Raw genomic sequence first — 19,180 nt, 5'->3', positions numbered from 1 at the left:
CAAATAACGACCGGCCGCGCATCGCGGCCGGCACAATCTTGATGCAAACCGACGTGAATCCAGAGCAGTAGACCCCATACCCCGACGATCGGGTCCGGCGATCCGACCGCAGGAGAGGAATGAATATACTTATGCAGCGTTTAACGCGTTTTATCCGGGAGCTGTCGCAGCGGCAGTGGCTGAAGCAGATGGAACTCAAAAGCTGGGACATCACCCGCTCGACCTACGGACTTCCGGGAGAATACACGGATGTCGAGCCTTATCCGCAGGGCAAGGAACTAACGCCTTTTCCGAGCAAGAACGGCACGACGTATTTCTTCCGCACGAAGCTTGAACTGCCGGCAGACTGGAACGCCAACACGGCGGGCCTGATCTTCGAAAGCGGCGGCGAAGGGCTGCTGCGCGTCAACGGCAGCTCTTACCAGGGCATCGACGACAACCATACGTACGCTACGCTCGATCTGAAAGCGGTCGGCCGCGAGCCGGAGCTGGAGATCGAAATGTTCGATATTATTCCCGAGCCGTACGATCCGCTCAACCAGCAGTCGACGATCAAACCGCCGATCACGGCGATCCGCAGCCTGATCGTGCTGCCGAACGAGCCGGTGCGCAGCCTGATGTACACCGTGACGGTCGTGCGCGATTCGCTGGCGCTGCTGCCGGACACGGACTTCCGCCGCGTGCGTTTGCTGGAAGCGCTGCACGGCGCGATGGACGCTTTTACCGGGTTGAACGAAGAAGAAGTCCGCGAAGGCTCCGCCGTATCGGCCGTCGAAGAAAAGCTGAGAAGCCGGACGCTTGAGATCGGCGGCAACAACGCGGAAGGGCTGGAGCATATGGTCGGCCAGTCGCATATCGATATCGCCTGGCTGTGGCCGGTGCGCGAAACGGTGCGCAAAGCGAGCCGCACTTTCTCCAGCGTCGATACGCTGATGCGCGAGTATCCGGGTTATATCTACACGCAGAGCCAGCCGATCCTGTTCGACTTTATCAAAAAGAACGATCCCGAGCTGTACGAGCGGGTGAAAGCGCGCATCGAGGAAGGGCGCTGGGAACTGGTCGGCGGCATGTGGGTCGAGCCGGACCTCAATATCCCGAGCGGCGAATCGCTGATGCGCCAGATGCTGTACGGACAGCGGTTCTACCGGGAAGAGTTCGGCAGGATTTCGAAGATCGAATGGCTGCCGGACACGTTCGGATACTGCGCGTCGCTGCCGCAGATCCTCAAGCACGGCGGCGTCGAGTACTTTATGACGACCAAGCTGAACTGGAACGATACGAATGTGTTCCCGTTCGACTTGTTCCACTGGGTGGGCATCGACGGAACGCCGATCCTGTCGTACCTGAACCACGGCGTCAACGAGCACACGCATCCGAAGGATATCCACGAACACTGGCAGTCTTACCGGCAAAAAGACAAGCACGCCGAGCAGATGCTGCTGTACGGGCACGGCGACGGAGGCGGCGGCGTCACGCGCGAAATGCTGGAATATATCGACCGGGCCGAGCTGATGGTCGGCCAGCCGGGCAGCAAATACAGCACGGCGGCGGAATTCTTCGACGGCATAAGCGCGGCGAATCCGCAGCTTCCGTCGTGGCGCGGCGACCTGTATCTGGAGCTGCACCGCGGCACGTACACGACGCATGCCTACAACAAGCGCGCCAACCGCAAAGCGGAGATTCTGTACCGCGAAGCGGAATTGTGGAACGTGCTGGCGGCGGACGCGGCGTCCGATGTGCACGACGGTTACGGCGAAGCGCTGGAGCGTCTGCACAAAGGCTGGAAGCTGATCCTGCTGAACCAGTTCCACGATATTATCCCGGGCTCGGCGATTACGGAAACGTACCAAACGTCGGACGCGGAATACGCGGAAGTATTCGAAGAAGGACGCCGCGGGCTGGATATCGGCGTTCAGGCGCTTGCGGAGCAGGTGAACACCGAAGGCGAAGGCACGCCTTATATCGTCTTCAACGGACTGGGCTGGAACCGCTCGGCGGCCGTGCGGATCGAGAACGCCGCCGGCCAAGCCGCTTACGGGCCGAACGGGGAACTGCTGGAAACCGATTACGACGCCGAGAGCGGCGAACTGACCGTATTCGTGCCGCAGATTCCGGCGCTCGGATATACGACGATCCGTTTGCATTCGGAAAGCGCGGAAAGCTCGCAAGGCGCGGGCGAGGCGCAGCCGGCCGGAACGGAGTCGGGCCGGTCCGCCCAAGCGGGCGACGCCGGCTTCCCGGACGTCTGGGAAACGCCGCACTACACGGTCCGCTTCAACGAACGGGGCGAGATCGTCTCCCTGCTCGACAAAGAAGCGCGGCGCGAAGTGGTGAAGCCGGGCGAAGCCGTGAACGTATTCCAGTTCTTCCACGACCGTCCGACGGAGTGGGACGCCTGGGACGTCGATCCGCGCTTCGAACAGCAGCCGGCCGGCAAAGCGGAACTGCTGGAGCGCAAAGTTGTCGCGTCCGGCGGCGTGCGCGACGTGCTGCGATTCCGCTGGAAGCTGAATGAATCGACGATCGAGCAGGACGTGATCTTCTACAAGCACGACCGCCGCATCGATTTCAAAACGCATGTGTCCTGGCACGAAGCGCACAAACTGCTCAAAGTCTCGTTCCCGGTCGACGTACTGGCCGAGAAAGCGACCTACGAGATTCCGTTCGGCTCGCTGGAGCGCGCCACGCACCGCAATACCAGCTGGGAACAGGCGCAGTTCGAAGTATGCGGACACCGGTTCGCCGACGTGTCCGAAAGCGGCTACGGCGTCAGCCTGCTGAACGACTGCAAATACGGCTACGATATTCATGAAAGCACGATTCGTTTGTCGCTGCTGAGAGCGCCGAAATGGCCGGATACGCAGGCCGACCTGGGCGAGCACGACTTTACGTACTCGCTGTATCCGCACTCCGGCGACTGGAGAAGCGCCGGCACCGTGCAGGCCGCGGCCGCGCTGAACCAGGACCTTCCGGTCGTGCGCGCGGCTTCGCACGCGGGCGCTTTGACCGCCGAAGCTTCGCTGATCGGATTCACCGGCGAGCACGTCGTGCTCGATACGGTCAAGCCGGCCGAAGACGGCAGCGGCGTGGTCCTGCGCCTGTACGAATCGGCGGGCGGCCGCGAATCGGTCACGCTGAACTGGCCGCATCCGTTCGACCGCGCCGTACTGTCCGGCGCGCTGGAAGAAGACGGCGAAGCGCTGGCAAGCAGCGGCGGCGAAATCACGCTGTCGTTCAAGCCGTACGAGATCAAGACGGTCAAGCTGATCCGGGCGTAATTTGTTTTTTTGACCGAAACTTTTCGGTCGATTGCGATAGGCTTCACAAGACGCTCGGCCGCCTGGCTGCGATTGCGCAGCCGGGAATCAAGCGGCCGGGAAGCGCAAGTTAGGTAGGTTGCTTAAAAAGCAGCGTAGACAGCGCTAACCGGTCTTCAATCCTCTTTACGTTGACAATGAAGCAACGTAGAAACGCAAAAAAGCGGAATCACGCATAAAATAGCCTTCCAGATTGCCTTTTAGACAATGTAGCTTCGCCGCTGTCTTGAAATGACCTTCCAGATTGCCTAAAAAGCAGCGTAGCCCATACGGGTAGAAAGTGGATTTGAATCGAGCAATCGAACATATCCTATGTATCAATCGTTGAATGCACACACAAAGGAGAGACCTTTCACTTGGAACAATTCAGACTCCCCAAGATCCCGATGCCCAAGCTTGAACTGCCGCAGGCCGTGCAGGACGTGCTGGCCGAAGCGGACACGAAGCTTGCGCACCGGCCGAAGCTGCTGAAGCTGTTTAAGAACTGTTTTCCGAACACGCTGGAGACGACCACCAAACTGATGGACGACGGCACCACCTTCGTCATCACCGGCGATATTCCGGCCAGCTGGCTGAGAGACTCGGTCGAGCAGGTGATCCATTATATTCCGCTGGCCAAAGAAGACAAAGACCTCCAGCGCATCATCGGCGGGCTGATCAAGCGCCATATCCGGTACGTGCGAATCGATCCTTACGCCAACGCGTTCAACGAGTCGGCCAACGACTGGCACTGGAACAAAAACGACGGCACCGAAATGTCCCCGTGGGTCTGGGAGCGCAAATTCGAGATCGACTCGCTCTGCTTCGTCGTGCGTCTGGCGTATCTGTATTGGAAAGAAACCGGATTGACCGATATCTTCGACCAGGATTTCCGCGAAGCGATGGAAGAGATCGTGAACGTGTTCCGCACCGAGCAGTACCATCTGGAACAGTCCGAATACCGCTTCGGGCGCGACAACGGCATCGCACACGATACCCTGCAAAACAAAGGACTCGGCATGCCGGTCAACTATACGGGGATGGTCTGGTCGGGCTTCCGCTCCAGCGACGATGCGTGCGATTTCCACTACAATATTCCGGGCAATATGTTCGCGGTCGTATCGCTGCGCCAGATGGGCGAATTCTTCGAATGGATCTTCCGGGACCAGGATTACGTGCGCGAGCTGCGAAAATTAGAGCAGGAAATCGACCGCGGCATCCGGCTGTACGGCATTTACCGCCATCCGGAATTCGGGCCGATCTACGCGTACGAGACGGACGGCTTCGGCAACTACTGCCTGATGGACGACGCCGGCACGCCGGGCCTGATGTCGATCCCGTATCTGGGGTACGTCGGCGCGGACGATGAGGTGTACCAGAACACGAGACGTTTTGCGCTGAGCAAGGAAAATCCTTTTTACTACGAAGGGTCGGCGGCCAAAGGAATCGGCAGTCCGCATACCCCGCCGCAGTATATCTGGCATATGGCGCTGTCCATGCAGGGCTTGACGGCTTCCGCGAAAGAAGAGAAGCTGGAGTTGATCCAAATGCTCGAAAACACCGACGCCGACACCGGTTATATGCACGAAGGCTTCCACGCGGACGATCCGGCCGTTTTTACGCGCAAATGGTTCGCCTGGTCGAACAGCCTGTTCTCGCAGCTCGTGTACAAGTCGATGCAGGAAGGCATTTTGTAAAAAAAAGCGGTTCGCCGACATCCCATCGTTAAAAGGAGCGTTTATTCATGAGCACAATTATCGGAGACAAGCTGTCCAATATTCCCTGGCAGGACAAACCGGAAGGCACGCATTCGCCGGTCTGGCGCTATTCGCAGAACCCGATTATCGAACGCCACGCCACGCCGAATTCCAACAGCATCTTCAACTCGGCGGTCGTGCCGTTCGAAGGCGGCTTCGCCGGCGTATTCCGCTGCGACTCGCGTTCGGTCAGCATGGACATCTTCGCCGGATTCAGCGAGGACGGCATTAACTGGAACATCAACCACGAGCCGATCTCGTTCGAAGGCGACGAAGAGATCACGAAGCGTGAATACCGCTACGATCCGCGCGTGTGCTGGATCGAAGACCGTTACTACATTACCTGGTGCAACGGCTACCACGGCCCGACGATCGGCATCGCGTACACCTTCGATTTCAAAACGTTCCGCCAGCTCGAAAACGCTTTTCTGCCGTACAACCGCAACGGCGTGCTGTTCCCGCGCAAGATCGGCGAGCGCTATGCGATGCTGAGCCGTCCGAGCGATACGGGACATACGCCGTTCGGCGATATTTTCTACAGCGAAAGCCCGGACCTGACGTTCTGGGGCAAACACCGCTATGTGATGGGCACCATTAACGGCGACGAGTCGGCATGGCAGTCGAAGAAGATCGGTCCGGGACCGATCCCGATCGAAACCGACGAAGGCTGGCTGCTGATCTATCACGGCGTCATCAATACGTGCAACGGCTTCGTGTACCGGATCGGCGTCGCGCTGCTGGACCTGGATCAACCGTGGATCGTCAAAGCGCGTTCGCGCAACTACATCCTCGGCCCGGAAACGCTGTACGAGTGCGTCGGCGACGTGCCGAACGTGACGTTCCCGTGCGCCGCGCTGACCGATGCCGAGACCGGACGCATCGCGATCTACTACGGATGCGCCGATACGGTGACGGGCCTGGCGTTTACGACCGTGGATGAACTGCTGAATTATATGAAAGAATATCCGCTGGAGCAGAAATGAATAGAGTGAAAACAAACCCAAGCGATCAGCCGTTCAACGAACGGCTGATTTTCTTCCGTGATCCGAGCTTTCCGGCTTCGGGACCGCTGCCGGGGCTTAAAGAGCTCGGCGCGTACGGCGTTGTGACCAGCGCGGCCGACCTGGGCGACGTGCTGAGCGACAACTTCGGCGACGGCGGCGGGGTGCTGGTCAATCTGCACGCGCCGTATTTCCCGGAGAGCGCATGGACAAGCATCCTGGCTTTCCTGCAAAAAGGCGGCGGACTGCTCAGTGTCGGCGGCGCGCCGTTCAAGCGCCCGGTGCGCCAGGAAAGCGGACGCTGGCGCATCGGACCGGAGCAGACCGGCTACCATCAGCAGCTCTTCATCCACGAGACGCTGCCGGTGGAGGCCGGACGCGCGGTCAGGCTGGAAGCTTCGCCGGAGCTGCCGCTGCTGCGCGGCGATGAAGGAGGGTTCGGCGGAGGAGAGGCTGCGGGCACCGGAGCCGGCGCTGCGGAAACCGGCGTTGAAGCGGGCGTCGATTCGGCCGCGCCGGGGACGGAAAGCAAAGCCGGAACCGGCGTGCGGCTCGGCGCCGGCGGACTGGTCGGCGGCACCTGGAATCTGGTGCCGCATACGACACGCGACGCCGATCTGCCGGCGCAGAACGGCTCGGCGGGCACGATGAGCACGCGGATTACGCCGCTGCTGCGGGCGTACGACGCCTCGGACCGGCCGATCGCCGCGCCGGTCGTGCTGTGGGAACAGCTGCGCGGCCCGTTTACGGGCTCGCGCTGGATCTTCGTCAATCGCCCGCTGAACGCCGAGCTGGCGGCGGGCGAAGGGCTTAAAGCGCTGGCCCGCTGGGCGGCGTTCTGCGAACGCGAAGCGGTCGAGCTGTCGCTGGCGTCGCGCAGCGCCGTGTACGAGCCGGGCGAGCGCGCTCGGCTTACGCTGCGCGCGCAGGCCATCCGGCGGGCGGGCTCGCCCGCCGATCTGCCGGCGTTCGCGGGCGGGGCGGCGCAGTTTGCCGCCGGAGCGAAGATCGAGCGGATCGCGAAGACCGCGGGCGGCGCCCGCGGAACTGCCGCCTCGAGCGGCGGAAATTCGGCGGATAAGAATGCCGCCCATGCGGCGCAGGAGTTCAGCGCGGCCGAACCCGCGAAGATCGCCGGCGCGCCGGATGCCGGAAGCGCCGCCGCGCCTGCCGATGCGGCCAACGCCGCGAGCGCCGTGGACGCGGCGCTTGCCGGGAATGCGGCTGCGGCGCTTTCGGCCGCGCACGGAACCTGGACGTTCCGGCTGTCCGTGACTTCGCCGGGCGGCTCCGAAGTCTTCGCGCAGAGCCTTCGGATGACGGTGACGCACGATTGGAACGCGCTGAATATTTCGCTCCCGTTTGACGTGGAACCGGGGCTGTATACCGTGAACGGCATCGCCGAATCGCCGGAAGGCGAAGTTCGTACGCTGACGCAGGGCTTCTGGGGCCGCGACGACGAGCTGCTGTCTGCCGGCAGTCCGATCTCGGCGGGCCGGGACTACTTCGTGCAGGGCGGACGTCCGCTGCCGGTCGTCGGCATGACCTATATGACGTCCGACGTGGCGCGCAAATTCCTGTTCCTGCCGAACGCCGCGGTCTGGGACCGCGATATGGCGGAGATGACGCGGGCCGGCATCAACTGGATTCGCACCGGGATCTGGACGGCGTACCGCAATATTATGCAGGTGGACGGTCACGCGTCCGAAGAAGCGCTGCTGGCGATCGACGCTTTTCTGCTGACGGCGGCCAAGCACAATCTGCATGTGACGTTTACGTTCTTCTCGTTCACCCCGGAGACTTGGGAAGGCAAGAATCCGTATCTCGATCCGCAGAGCGTGGAAGCGCAGAAGCGCTTCGTCCGTTCGATCGTGAGCCGGCATACGAAGACGACGCATGTCGATTGGGACCTTATCAACGAGCCGTCGATGTTCGATCCGGCGCGTATCTTCTCGTCCGGACCGCGTTCCATGCGCGACGAATACGAGCGCGCCGCTTACGCCACCTGGCTCAAGCGGCGGCACGGCTCGATTCACGCGCTGCGCGAACACTGGAACATGACGCCGGCCGAACTGCCGTCGTTCGAAGGAGCCGCGATCCCGGAAGTCGAAGAAATCAACTTCGACGTGCAGGATATGACCTCCGCGAAGAAAGGAACGCGCTGGCTCGATTACTGCCTGTTCTCGGCCGAGATGCACAGCGCCTGGGCCGCCGAACTGAACGCGGCGATCAAGCAGCTTGTGCCGGACCATCTCGTGACGGTCGGCCAGGACGAAGCGCTCGGTTCGCAGCGTCCGTCGCCGCTGTTCTACGAAGATGCCGTCGATTACACGACGGTGCATTCGTGGTGGCTGAACGACGACCTGGTCTGGGACGGCGTGTTCGCGAAAACGCCGGATAAGCCGAACCTGATCCAGGAGACCGGCATCATGTACGTCGAAACGCCGGACGGCCGGGCCAAGCGCAGCGAGCTTGAGCTGCGCAATATCCTGGAGCGCAAATACGCGTACGCGTTCTCGACCGGCGGCGCCGGCGCGATCCAGTGGATCTGGAACACGAACTTCTATATGGACAACGCCAACGAGTCGCATATCGGCGCGCTGCGCGCGGACGGCACGCAGAAACCGGAAGCGGACGTTTCCTACGATTTCGGCCGCTTTATGGCGCAGATCCGCGATCTGTTTACGGGCCGCGTCCCGGAAGACGTGGCTGCCGTATTCCCGTATTCGAACGATTTCTCGAACCGCCCGTTCGCGAAGGAAGCGACAAGCCGCCTGACGCGGGTGCTGACCTACAGGCTCAAGCTGCCTTTCCGGGCGGTGTCCGAATACCGGCTCGACAGCCTCAAGTCGAATCCGGCGAAGCTGATTCTGCTGCCGAGTCCGCACAATATGGACGAGGATTCGATGAAGAAGCTGCTGCGCATCGCCAAGTCGACGCACGCGACGCTGGTCATTACCGGCCCGGCCGGTCTAGACGCCTACTGGCACGAGTCCGACCGCGCCGACAAGCTCCTCGGCATCCGCTCGCTGTCGAATGTGCGGCGCGAAGAAGTGCTGGAGCTGGGCGGCCGCAGGCTCCCGGTGTCCTTCGGCGGGCGCCGCATCGCCGAAACGCTCAAAGAAATCCCGGCCGACGCCGAAGGCCGGGCGGACGCGGTGCTCGACGTGCCGAACGGCAAAGGGCGGCTGATCTGGAGCCCGCTGCCGGTCGAGCTGGGATCGGGCGACGAGCCGATCGCCGAACTGTACCGCTGCGCCGCGCAGCGGGCGGGCGTAACCGACGACCTGGACTGGCTGGCCGGCGGCGAGCTGGCCGGCGTGTACGGCCGCAAGCTCGGCTTCGCGAGCGGCAGCCTGTACGTGTTCGTGTCCGAGTATGCCTGGGACACGGAGATCGAAGTCCGCGACCGGGCCACGGGCGCGGTGTACGGCTTTACCCTGGAAAGCGACCGCTCCGTGCTGTTCGCGGCGAACGCCGAAGGCGCGGTAACGGCCGTATACCGGCCGGAGGAAGTGGAGATCCGCTCCGGGCAGTAAGCGGATCGCAATCGTCGGCCCGCGGGCCGAAAGGCAAAAGCTGAATCCTTCGTACGAAAGAACCTTCGCATCCGCGCTGTCGGCGGTGCGAAGGTTCTTTTTGGCGAAACGGCGTATCCGTATAGGAATCGCGATTTCAATCGTTCCGGCGTCTGAGCCGGGGATCGGACAACCATTCGGGCGTCCAGCCCGGAGCGGCGTCGTTGATCGTCGAACCCGGGGAGACGATATCGTCGATCGCGTCGAGCAGATCGGCTCCGAGCCGGATCTGTGCGCCCGCCAGATAATCCTGCAGCTGCCGCGGAGTCCGCGGGCCGACGATAACGGAAGTGACTGCCGGATGGGCCCGGATAAAAGCGGCCGCCAGATGCGGCAGCGTCATGCCCGCCTGTTCGGCGAGCGACTGAAGCTGCGCGATAATCTCGAATTTCCGCCGGTTCTCCGGCAAATTCGGATCGAAACTGCGGCCGAGCGGGCTGTCTCCGAAACGCGCGGCTCTCGAGCGGGGATCGGCCGGTTGGCCGGCTTTGTATTTGCCGGTAAGCAGTCCGCCGGACAGCGGGCCGTAGATCAGCAGGCCGAACTCGTACCGCCGCGCCGCTTCGGCCAGATCTTGTTCGATCTCCCGGTTCAGCAGCGAGTACAGCGTTTGTTCGCTGACGAAGCGCTGAAGACGGCGGCGCTCGCTGACCGCCCGGGCTTCGACCAGCTGCCAGGCCTGATGGTTGGACGTGCCGATATAGCGCACTTTGCCTTCCCGCACCAGATCGCTCAGCACATCCATCGTTTCCTCGAATTCGGTGTCCGGAAAAGGATGATGCAGCTGGTACAGATCGATATAATCCGTGTCCAGACGCCGCAGGCTGCGTTCGACCGCCTGTTTGATCCACAGCCGGGAAGCGCCCATCCGGTTCGGGGGTCCGCCCGGAGTCGCTCCGACTTTGGTCGCGATCAGCACGTCCGCCCGGCGTCCGCGGATCGCTTCGCCGATAATCCGCTCGGACTCGCCGTCCGCGTAGCGGTCGGACGTATCGATCAGGTTGATTCCGGCGTCGAGCGCCTCGTGCACGATCCGCTGCGCGTCGCCGCGCTCCGCCGTCGTTCCGAACGCGGCTCCTCCCAATGAATAAATACCGACATCCACGCCCGTCCGGGCCAGTTTTCTAAGCTGCATGCCGACACTCCTTTCGTCCAAACAACGTTTATGATCGCGAGTTGATTATCGATCACGCGTCTCACTATAATGAAAAACAACCGGCGCCTCAATCGACAATACGAGCGGCGTGTCCGTTAACGGACACTTTGCCGAAAGTGTCGATTGTCCGCGGTTCCGAACAGGAGCCGCGCGCTGCCGAAACGGGGAGGGAACAGGCAGAATGGAACATCGCGGCGCGGAAACCGAAGACCGCCGGGTCGTCCGGACCCGCAAGCTGATCGAACAAACGCTGCTGGAGATGATGGCCGAGCGGGGATTCAAAGACCTGAACGTCAAAAACCTGGCGCAAAAAGCGAATATCAACCGGGGCACTTTTTATTTGCATTACCGGGATCTGTACGATTTGATCGAGCAGACTGAAGTGATGAACGGTCTGCTCGATATTTTCAAACCGATATCGCTCGGACAGCTCAGACTTTACGACGGCGGCGGACGCGCGTTCCCCGCCATCGTGGAAGCGTTCGAATATTTGCAGCGGCACGCTTATTTTTTCAAAGCCGTGTTCCATGCTTCCGCCGCGCCCGAAGTTGCGCAGCGGCTGGAACGGCTGCTCGGCGAGCATACGTACGCGGAAGTCGGCGCGCAGTACGAATCGGAGCGGCAGGCGTCCGATTACCTGATCGCCTATCTGGGCGCGGCTCAATTCGGTCTGATCCGGCATTGGTTCGCGGCGGGCATGAATCTCGCGCCGGACGAAATCGCCCTCATGCTGACCCGGCTGATCCAGGCGCCGCCCTGCCTCGACGAGATCGTGCGCCGGGTCGGGGATTAGAGCGGCGGCGTCTTTGCCAGGTGCCCTCCCGCCGCGTTTTGCCTGCTTTCTGAGTCACGCCGCCATGTGAGGGTTAAAAGGAGAGGGTGCGCGAAAAGGTCGCTTTTTGTAACATTTTGGCGTCCTTGTTCGTCTATTCTTTATTCTGGCATGGAGGTGCACCTATGAAAACTTATAACCGCGCGGCAAGCTTGCTTGGCGTGCTGCTGCTGAGCGGAGCTCTGGCAGCCTGCGGAAACGAGTCGGATTCCGCATCTCAAACCCAACCGGCCGATACGGCCGCGACCGACACCGACAACGCAAACAAAGACGCCGCCGGAGGCGAATCGTCCGCAATCGAGGAACCGGCGACAGCCGAGCCCGACAAAGCCGCGGACGCCGATAAGGAAGAAGGTTCCGATGCCGGCAAATCGGCCGAAACGTCCGGCGAAGATAAAGGCGGAGCGCAGGCGGAAGGCGACAGCGAGAAGAAAGCCGACGACTTCGCCGCGAAGCAGAAGCAGGCCGACGCGTCCAAGCAGGGCGACAAAGGCGCGGGCGCCGATCGCTCCAAAAGCGACAAGATCCAGGTCGTCGGCGGCTCTGCGGAAGAAGCGTCTGCGAAACTGGCGGAAGGCTACGGATATTCGCTGTATGTGCCGGAAGGCTTCGAATTCGACGCCGACAGCAACACTCTTTCGTCCAAAGACGATGCGCAGCTTTATGCGGTGATCCAGCCGCTGGAAGAAGGCTACGCGATCGCTTCGCTGCGCAAGCAGGGCGAGAAAGAACTCAAGACGTACGGCGAAACGTCCGAAGTCAAAGGCGGCGACCTGCCGGAACTGCTGAACTTTTCGCAGCTGGCGCTGAAAGCCGAGCAGGACGGAACGACTTATGAATATATGCTGTGGGAAACCGTGGACAAAGGCTATATCCTGCGCATTCATGTGCCGGAACAATCGGCTTCCGCAGACCCGGAAGCACTGCTCTATGCCGCGCTGTCGACGATCGGCGACTAGTTCGCAAAGCGCAAACTTCATTTTTCAGCAGGCCGTGCCGCGAGGCACGGTTTTTGCTTGTGCGCAGATAGGGTATGATATAGAGGCGTAAAGAAATTCAGACAGAAGCGGAGGCGATCTCATTTTGCCGGATCAAGAACTGCTGGACGAGCTTTACCGGATGCGCTACCTGGACGGAGAAGACGACGACCTCGATCGTTTTACCGATATTTTGAACGAGCTGTGCGAATCGGCTTCGGCCGATGTGATTCCGTATTTGTGCCGGGTGCTGGAGGACGATATTATCGAACCGAGCGCCGCGGGCGATCTGCTGGAGACCATTTTCTATATCGCGGACCGCTGCGGAGCCGACGAGAGCATGCGGCAGCTCGCCCGGGGAATCCCGAATCTGTTTCCCCAGGCCGAGGGCTGGGCGGATCGGCTGCATCGCATGCTGCTGAACTGCGACCGGCCGGAGCAGCCTTATCTCGAAGCGTACGGGGCGGCGCTGCGGCGAATTCCCGCAAGCAGCGTGCGCAGGGTGGTCAATATTTTGCTTGAAATCAAACGCAATCAGCCCGAGCTGTATACGGAGCAGGTGGACGCGTTTATGTCCCTGCTGATCCGGGAGGAGGCGGGAGATCGGCCGGCCTGCGCGCAGGAGTAGCGCAGAGCCGAAAACGATGCAAAAGATGGAGGTAAGCCGGATGGCCATGACGCCCGAACAATTTAACGCCGCCTGGAACACGTCCGTGGACGGGCCGCTGCTGCGTTTCGATCCCGAAGCGCTGTCCGCGGTCCCGATCACGGAAGAAGCCGGGCGTTTTCTATGCGAAGCCGGTCTGCCGGCCGATTCGGCCCCGTATCTTGAATTCAGATCCGGCCAGGGCACGCTGTCCGACCTGAAGACCGTCTTCGGCATGCCCAAAGAATATTCGGCCTACTGGCTGCTGGGCACGACGGGCTACGGCGACCCGGTCTGCTTGAAAGCCGGCGGCTCGCAGGTCGTGTGTATCCGCATGGACCGCGGCGGCGACGAATGGTTTATCAACTCGTCCGTGCCGCAGTTCGCGGAATTTCTGCTGATTTACGCGGAACTGGTCCAGCGGACGATTGCCGAGAACGGCCCGGATGCTTTTCTGGAAAACGAGATTCCGCAGGAAGCGTTGAAATGGGTCGTGCGGGAATTCGGCCGGATCGATCCGGCGGCGTTCGCGCACGGGACGTTCTGGCGGCAGGAAGTGGAAGAACGGCTGCGGGTCTGACCGCGCGCTGCGCGCGGCCCGGACCGGCGGATGAACGAAAGCGGGAGCAAACCTACATAGCGAAGGCGGGGGAAGTCATGACAGCGATTCTGGTCGTCGAAGACGACGAGAGTTTGAATACCGGCATAGCGCTGACGCTCGGCGGCGAAGACGTCCGTATCGTCCAGGCGTACAATCTGGCTCAGGCGCGCCGGGAACTGGAATATGGAAAGATCGACTTGATTGTGCTGGACGTCAATCTGCCGGACGGCAGCGGGCTGGAGTTCTGCGCTTCGCTGCGCCGATCTTACCGCGTGCCGGTTGTGTTTCTGACCGCCAACGATCTGGAAAGCGATATCGTGACGGGACTTGCGCTCGGCGGCGACGATTATATCACCAAGCCGTTCAGCCTGATGGTGCTGCGGGCGAGAGTGTCGGCGGTGCTGAGGCGGACGCGTCCCGGCTCCGGAACGGATTCCGGCGAAAAGCTTACGTTCGGATCGCTTACGCTGGATTTTGGCGGGATGGAATATGTGAAAAAAGACTCAAAGATAACGCTCAGCCGCACCGAACAAAAGCTGTTGAAAGTGCTCGTGGAGAACCGGGGACGCATCCTGACCCGGGAAAGACTGCTTGAGCATGTCTGGAGCGGCGAAGCGGACTTTGTGGACGAAAACGCGCTCAGCGTCTGCGTCAAACGTCTGCGCGCCAAGATCGAGGACGATCCGGCCGCGCCGAGATGGATCAAAACGGCTTACGGGCTCGGTTATACGTGGGCGATGGAGGAACGATGATGGAAGCTCGAACGGACGATCGATCGAAGCCGGTTCCGACCGGCGGGGATATTTCCTGGCTGCGGCTGACTTTTCCTTACGCCGTCTTGTTTGCCGCGGCCGCCGCTGCTCTGCTCGGGCTGGTCTGGCGGCAAACGGACACGGGGGAAGTATCCCCGGCCGCTCTCGCCGCGGCGCTTGCCGCGCTGCCGGCGGTCGCGGCCGCCTGGGCGGTTCGTCTGCGCCGGGAGGTGTCGGCGTTTATGGCTGCGGCGCACAGCGTGGTGGACGGCGCGGCGGCCGGCGAACCCCGGCGCACGGGCTATGCCGAAAGCGCCCTGTCTTCGCTGGAACACAAGCTGATGCGATTCGCCGATACCGTACAGGCTCACGAGCGCGGCGCCGCCCGGGAAAAAGCGGCGATCCAGCGCCTGGTCGGGGATATTTCCCATCAGACCAAAACGCCCCTGTCCAATATCGTGCTGTATACGGAGCTGCTCGAAGAGCAAACGGCGGCGGACGAGGCGGCGAGCCGGCTGGCCCGGGAAGCCCGGGAGCAGTGCGGCAAGCTGCGCTTTCTGATCGGCGCGCTGGTCGAGATGTCGCGGCTGGAAACGGGGATACTGGCGATGCGTCCCGAGCGGGCTCCGGTTCTGGATGTCGTTCGCGCCGCGGCCGCGCAGATCCGATCCCGCGCGGAATTCGCCGAGATGGAACTGGCGGTGGACGTCGCGGACGAAGAAGCGGTTTACGATGCGAAATGGACGGGCGAAGCGCTGTTCAACGTGCTGGACAACGCGGTAAAATACGGACGTCACGGCGGCCGGATTCGCATTACGGCGAGCCGGGGAGAACTGTTTACGCGGATCGGCGTTTGGAACGACGGACCCGGCATTTCCGAGCAGGAACGGCCGGAGCTGTTCAAGCGGTTCTATCGCGGACGGAACGCCGCCGGCGCCGACGGGCTGGGTCTGGGGCTTTTTCTGGCGCGCGAAATCGCGCAGGCGCAGGGCGGGCGGATTCGGATCTCCGAACCGCCGGAAGGCGGGGTGCTGTTTACGTTTTTTCTGCCCGCGCATGAATAACGGAGACCGGCGGACGCGAAGCGGACCGCCTTTTGCGCCGTGCTTTGCGCATCGCCGCCGCCATGTCCGAAATCTGTCGAAACCGAAAGATTCCGGACACGGGAACGACAGATTTCTTCGCTATACTGAAACAAACGCCAAAAAGGGAGTGGCTGCGTGGACATGCTGCGAGCGGAAAGATTGACGAAGATTTACGGAAGCGGGGAACAGGCGGTCAAAGCGCTGGACGAGGTGGATTTGAGCGTGCGGAAGGGAGAATTCGTCGCCGTTGTGGGGACGAGCGGCAGCGGCAAAAGCACGCTGCTGCATCTGCTCGGCGGACTGGACCGGGCGAGCGGAGGGCGGGTGCTGGTCGACGGCAGCGATATTCTGGCGATGGGCGATAACGAGCTGACCGTATTCCGCCGCCGCTGCATCGGCTTCGTATTCCAGAGCTACAATCTGGTGCCGGTGCTGAACGTGTACGAAAATATCGTGCTGCCGATCGAGCTGGACGGTTCCGAAGCGGACAAACGGCATGTGGACCGGATTATCGCCAGACTCGGCCTGGAGCATAAGCGCGGCGCCCTGCCTTCCGAACTGTCCGGCGGACAGCAGCAGCGGGTGGCGATCGCCCGCGCGCTCGCTTCCAAACCGTCGGTCGTGCTGGCCGACGAGCCGACGGGCAATCTGGACAGCCGTACCGGGCAGGAAGTCCTGCTGCTGATGAAGCGGCTGGGCGAAGAATTTCATCAAACGATCGTGATGATTACCCATAACGACGAAGCCGCCCAGACGGCGGACCGGATCGTCCGCATCGAAGACGGCCGGATCGCGGAGCGGCCGGATTCCGCCGCGGAAAGCGGCCGTTCTTGAACGGCCGGGGAGAAGCGTCCGTCCGGCGGCTTGCGGTCCGGTATCTGCGCGCCAACCGGGCGCAGAGCCTGATTGCCTGCGGCGCGATCGCGCTGACCGTGCTGCTGCTGACCGCTATATTTACGCTGGCGCTGACTCTGAACGAGTCGATGCAGCTTGCCGCGATGAAGACGTCGGGCACCGACTACCACGGCAGCTTCAAGAACCTGACGGCGGAACAGGCAGACCGCCTGAGCGCCGATCCGGCTGTCCGCGAGTCGGCGCGGACGATCTATGCAGGCCGGCTGCAAAGCGGCCCGTTCGCGTCCGCGCAGCTTGAAGTGCTGGCCGCCGACGAGGCGATTCCCCGCCACGCGTTCGTCGCTTTCGACGCGGGCGGCCTGCCGCAGGCCGCGGACCGGATCGCGCTCAGCACCTGGGCGCTGGACGAACTCGGCGTAGAGCCGGTTATCGGCGCGCCGGTCGAACTTGAGATTACGCTGGGAGACGGGCGCGTGCTGGAGCGGACGTTCACGCTCGGCGGCTTTTACCGGGCGGACCGGAATTTGAACGGCGGAGGCGGCAGCGTGTCCGGCATCGCGTACGTTTCGCAGGCATTCGTCGCCGCCGAGCTGGGAGATTACGATCCGGCCGCGGCGGACCGGGGCGAAGTCACAACCGGTTCCCGGCAGCTGTACGTGATGTTCGGCGGCTCGTTCGGACTGGACGGCAAAATGCGCGGCGTGCTGGAGCGCACCGGCGTTAAAGCCGATTACGGCGTGAACTGGGCGTATACCGGCGAAAGCCTGCTGCGCGATCCGTCGAACCTGATTCCTTACGCCGCGCTGCTGCTGACGGTCATGCTGAGCGGCTACCTGCTGATCTCGAATATTTTTCATATCTCCGTCGTGCGCTCGGTCAAGTTCTACGGACTGCTCAAAACGATCGGCACGACGCCCCGGCAGATCCGGCGCATCGTCGCGCTGCAAAGCCTGCTGCTTTACGCGCTGGCACTTCCGGCCGGACTGCTGTCCGGCTACGCCGCGGGGCTGCTGCTGGCACCGCTCGCTTCGTCGGTGGCGGAAGGCGTACGCGAAACGGCCTACTCGGCCAATCCCGTTATTTTTATCGGCGCGGCTTTGTTCGCCTGGATCACGGTGCGCTTCTCCGCCGCGCGGCCCGCGCGCACGGCCGCCCGATTCGCGCCGATCGAAGCCTCGAAGTATGCCGGGGCTCCCGGACCGGCCCGCAGGCGCAGAGCGCGCGGACGCGGAGCACGAGGCGCGAAAGCGCACCGGATGGCCTGGAGCAATCTGTCCCGAAGTCCGGGCAGGCTGTCGACGGTGCTGGCTTCGCTGTCGCTCAGCCTGATCCTGTTCGCGGTCGTCTACAACGTGATCGGGTCGGTCAGCCCGGAAAAGTATCTCGACGGATTTATGGCGGGCGATATTATGATTCGCGCGGAGTCTGCGTCCGGCGCGAATCCGTCCGGAGCTTCTGCCGAAGACGATCGTTCCGCCGCCGAAGCCGGAACACAACCGGGATTGACCGAAGACCTGGCGGACCGCCTCGCCGATCTGCCCGGCGCGTCCGCCGCAGACCGGGTATACAGGGCGGAGCTGCTGCTGCCGGCGGACGGCGCGATTCGCGAGCGGCTGGACGAAGAAGCGCAGAGGCACAACGGTACCGGTCGGAGAAGCGATCCGCTGCCGGAGCAGGGCCGGGTAACCGTTCAGCTATACGGCCTCGGCGGCGGTTTGTACGAAATGCTCAAGCGCGGCGATATCGTCGAAGGCGCGTTCGACGCTTCGAAGTTCGATACGGGGCGATACGTGCTGATTACCGAAGCGATGCTCGGCGGCGCGGATCGATACGCCGCGTATTATCATCCCGGAGACCGCTTTGCCCCGCCGGGATCCGACCGGGAGTACGAAGTGATGGCCGTGCTGCGCTCCAATGCGTTTTATGCGCTGGGCAGCCGGTTTTTTTATCCGTACGGCTTCAATGTCTATCTGCCGGAAGCCGAGACGAACGCTTCTTTCCCGGACGCTTCCCTGCTGTCGGTCTCGCTGACGGCCGCCCCGGAAGATCGGGCGGGCGTGGAGGCGCAGGCTCGCGCCCTGACGTTCGGCTCGCCGGCGCCCGATGTCCAATCCCGCGACGATTACCGCCGGGAGCTGGCCGGTTTTGTGCGCGTATTCCGCATTGTCGGCTACAGCCTGTGCTTGATCGTCGCGCTGATCGGCCTGCTGAATTACGTCAATACGGCGCTCGCCTCCGCGCTTGCGCGGCGCCGGGAGCTGGCCGCGATGGAGAGCGTGGGCATGACGAAGCGGCAGCTTCGCAATCTGCTGCTGTGGGAAAGCATATGGATCGTGCTGCTGACGGCAGTCTTGTCGCTGTCGCTGGGCACTTCGCTCGTGTACGGGATCGTCAAACTTATGACGGACAACATGGCGTTTACCGTCATGCGCATGACTATGCTGCCGACCGCCGGCCTGCTGCTTCTGCTGCTTGCGGCCGCTTATCTCGCGACGCAGGCCGTCTGCCGCATGCTGTCCAAAGACTCGATCACCGACCGGCTGCGCGAAGCGGGCTGATTCGGCTGCCCGTTCGCGCGACTCCATGGAATGCAACTAAAGATGCGCTTTCCGCGTCTATGTGTTAAACCCGTCCGCCGCCGCGG

General features: G+C 62.3%; 13 protein-coding genes. 12 read left to right on the top strand and 1 reads right to left on the bottom strand.

What is annotated here, in order from left to right; genetic code table 11:
* Positions 1-131 precede the first annotated feature (131 nt).
* The 4 genes from QWJ34_RS11075 to QWJ34_RS11060 all read left to right on the top strand — a co-directional run bounded on the left by QWJ34_RS11075 (position 132) and on the right by QWJ34_RS11060 (position 9,593).
* The gene (locus QWJ34_RS11075; RefSeq protein ID WP_302727713.1) at positions 132-3,278 is read left to right on the top strand and encodes an alpha-mannosidase; all 3,147 of its coding nucleotides are present in this window, start codon (positions 132-134) and stop codon (positions 3,276-3,278) included.
* A gap of 395 nt (positions 3,279-3,673) precedes the next feature.
* The gene (locus QWJ34_RS11070) at positions 3,674-4,993 is read left to right on the top strand and encodes a glycoside hydrolase family 125 protein (protein WP_302727711.1); all 1,320 of its coding nucleotides are present in this window, start codon (positions 3,674-3,676) and stop codon (positions 4,991-4,993) included.
* A gap of 47 nt (positions 4,994-5,040) precedes the next feature.
* Positions 5,041-6,036, top strand: a complete 996-nt coding sequence (locus QWJ34_RS11065) for a glycoside hydrolase family 130 protein (protein ID WP_302727709.1) — start codon at positions 5,041-5,043, stop codon at positions 6,034-6,036.
* Complete coding sequence (locus tag QWJ34_RS11060; RefSeq protein ID WP_302727707.1) at positions 6,033-9,593, top strand: glycoside hydrolase 5 family protein; 3,561 nt, start codon at positions 6,033-6,035, stop codon at positions 9,591-9,593. Before QWJ34_RS11065 ends, QWJ34_RS11060 begins: the two co-directional genes overlap by 4 nt.
* A 136-nt stretch (positions 9,594-9,729) precedes the next feature.
* On the opposite strand, the gene QWJ34_RS11055 is transcribed toward QWJ34_RS11060, so the two are convergent.
* A complete protein-coding gene (locus tag QWJ34_RS11055; RefSeq protein WP_302727705.1) occupies positions 9,730-10,767 on the bottom strand; it encodes an aldo/keto reductase in 1,038 nt (345 codons plus the stop codon).
* A gap of 202 nt (positions 10,768-10,969) precedes the next feature.
* On the opposite strand from QWJ34_RS11055, the gene QWJ34_RS11050 reads away from it, so the two are divergent.
* The 8 genes from QWJ34_RS11050 to QWJ34_RS11015 all read left to right on the top strand — a co-directional run bounded on the left by QWJ34_RS11050 (position 10,970) and on the right by QWJ34_RS11015 (position 19,094).
* Complete coding sequence (locus tag QWJ34_RS11050) at positions 10,970-11,581, top strand: TetR/AcrR family transcriptional regulator (RefSeq protein ID WP_302727703.1); 612 nt, start codon at positions 10,970-10,972, stop codon at positions 11,579-11,581.
* Between the two features lie 164 nt (positions 11,582-11,745).
* Complete coding sequence (locus QWJ34_RS11045; RefSeq protein ID WP_302727701.1) at positions 11,746-12,579, top strand: hypothetical protein; 834 nt, start codon at positions 11,746-11,748, stop codon at positions 12,577-12,579.
* A 124-nt stretch (positions 12,580-12,703) separates the two neighbouring features.
* Positions 12,704-13,225, top strand: a complete 522-nt coding sequence (locus QWJ34_RS11040; protein ID WP_302727699.1) for an Imm30 family immunity protein — start codon at positions 12,704-12,706, stop codon at positions 13,223-13,225.
* Positions 13,226-13,265: 40 nt separating this feature from the next.
* On the top strand, positions 13,266-13,823 hold the full coding sequence (locus QWJ34_RS11035; protein WP_302727698.1) for an SUKH-4 family immunity protein: 558 nt from the start codon (positions 13,266-13,268) through the stop codon (positions 13,821-13,823).
* Between the two features lie 77 nt (positions 13,824-13,900).
* Positions 13,901-14,596 carry a response regulator transcription factor gene (locus QWJ34_RS11030; RefSeq protein WP_302727697.1) on the top strand — a complete coding sequence of 232 codons (696 nt, stop codon included), beginning with the start codon at positions 13,901-13,903 and terminating at the stop codon, positions 14,594-14,596.
* A complete protein-coding gene (locus tag QWJ34_RS11025; RefSeq protein ID WP_302727696.1) occupies positions 14,596-15,660 on the top strand; it encodes a sensor histidine kinase in 1,065 nt (354 codons plus the stop codon). The genes QWJ34_RS11030 and QWJ34_RS11025 overlap by 1 nt, the downstream gene beginning before the upstream one ends.
* Before the next feature lie 156 nt (positions 15,661-15,816).
* Positions 15,817-16,515, top strand: a complete 699-nt coding sequence (locus tag QWJ34_RS11020) for an ABC transporter ATP-binding protein (protein WP_302727694.1) — start codon at positions 15,817-15,819, stop codon at positions 16,513-16,515.
* On the top strand, positions 16,512-19,094 hold the full coding sequence (locus tag QWJ34_RS11015) for an ABC transporter permease (protein WP_302727692.1): 2,583 nt from the start codon (positions 16,512-16,514) through the stop codon (positions 19,092-19,094). The genes QWJ34_RS11020 and QWJ34_RS11015 overlap by 4 nt, the downstream gene beginning before the upstream one ends.
* Positions 19,095-19,180 lie beyond the last annotated feature (86 nt).

Origin of the sequence: Saccharibacillus sp. CPCC 101409, assembly GCF_030518235.1 — a bacterium.
Classification (GTDB): domain Bacteria; phylum Bacillota; class Bacilli; order Paenibacillales; family Paenibacillaceae; genus Saccharibacillus.
Note: the sequence above shows the minus strand (reverse complement) of the source record. Positions and strands in the feature narration are given on the sequence as shown.

What these genes read in the sequence shown, in the direction of transcription:
- QWJ34_RS11075 (WP_302727713.1), top strand. Translation starts at nt 132, where the DNA reads ATGCAGCGTTTAACGCGTTTTATCCGGGAGCTGTCGCAGCGGCAGTGG.
- QWJ34_RS11065 (WP_302727709.1), top strand. Translation starts at nt 5,041, where the DNA reads ATGAGCACAATTATCGGAGACAAGCTGTCCAATATTCCCTGGCAGGAC.
- QWJ34_RS11060 (WP_302727707.1), top strand. Translation starts at nt 6,033, where the DNA reads ATGAATAGAGTGAAAACAAACCCAAGCGATCAGCCGTTCAACGAACGG.
- QWJ34_RS11055 (WP_302727705.1), bottom strand. Translation starts at nt 10,767, where the DNA reads ATGCAGCTTAGAAAACTGGCCCGGACGGGCGTGGATGTCGGTATTTAT.
- QWJ34_RS11050 (WP_302727703.1), top strand. Translation starts at nt 10,970, where the DNA reads ATGGAACATCGCGGCGCGGAAACCGAAGACCGCCGGGTCGTCCGGACC.
- QWJ34_RS11045 (WP_302727701.1), top strand. Translation starts at nt 11,746, where the DNA reads ATGAAAACTTATAACCGCGCGGCAAGCTTGCTTGGCGTGCTGCTGCTG.
- QWJ34_RS11035 (WP_302727698.1), top strand. Translation starts at nt 13,266, where the DNA reads ATGGCCATGACGCCCGAACAATTTAACGCCGCCTGGAACACGTCCGTG.
- QWJ34_RS11030 (WP_302727697.1), top strand. Translation starts at nt 13,901, where the DNA reads ATGACAGCGATTCTGGTCGTCGAAGACGACGAGAGTTTGAATACCGGC.
- QWJ34_RS11025 (WP_302727696.1), top strand. Translation starts at nt 14,596, where the DNA reads ATGGAAGCTCGAACGGACGATCGATCGAAGCCGGTTCCGACCGGCGGG.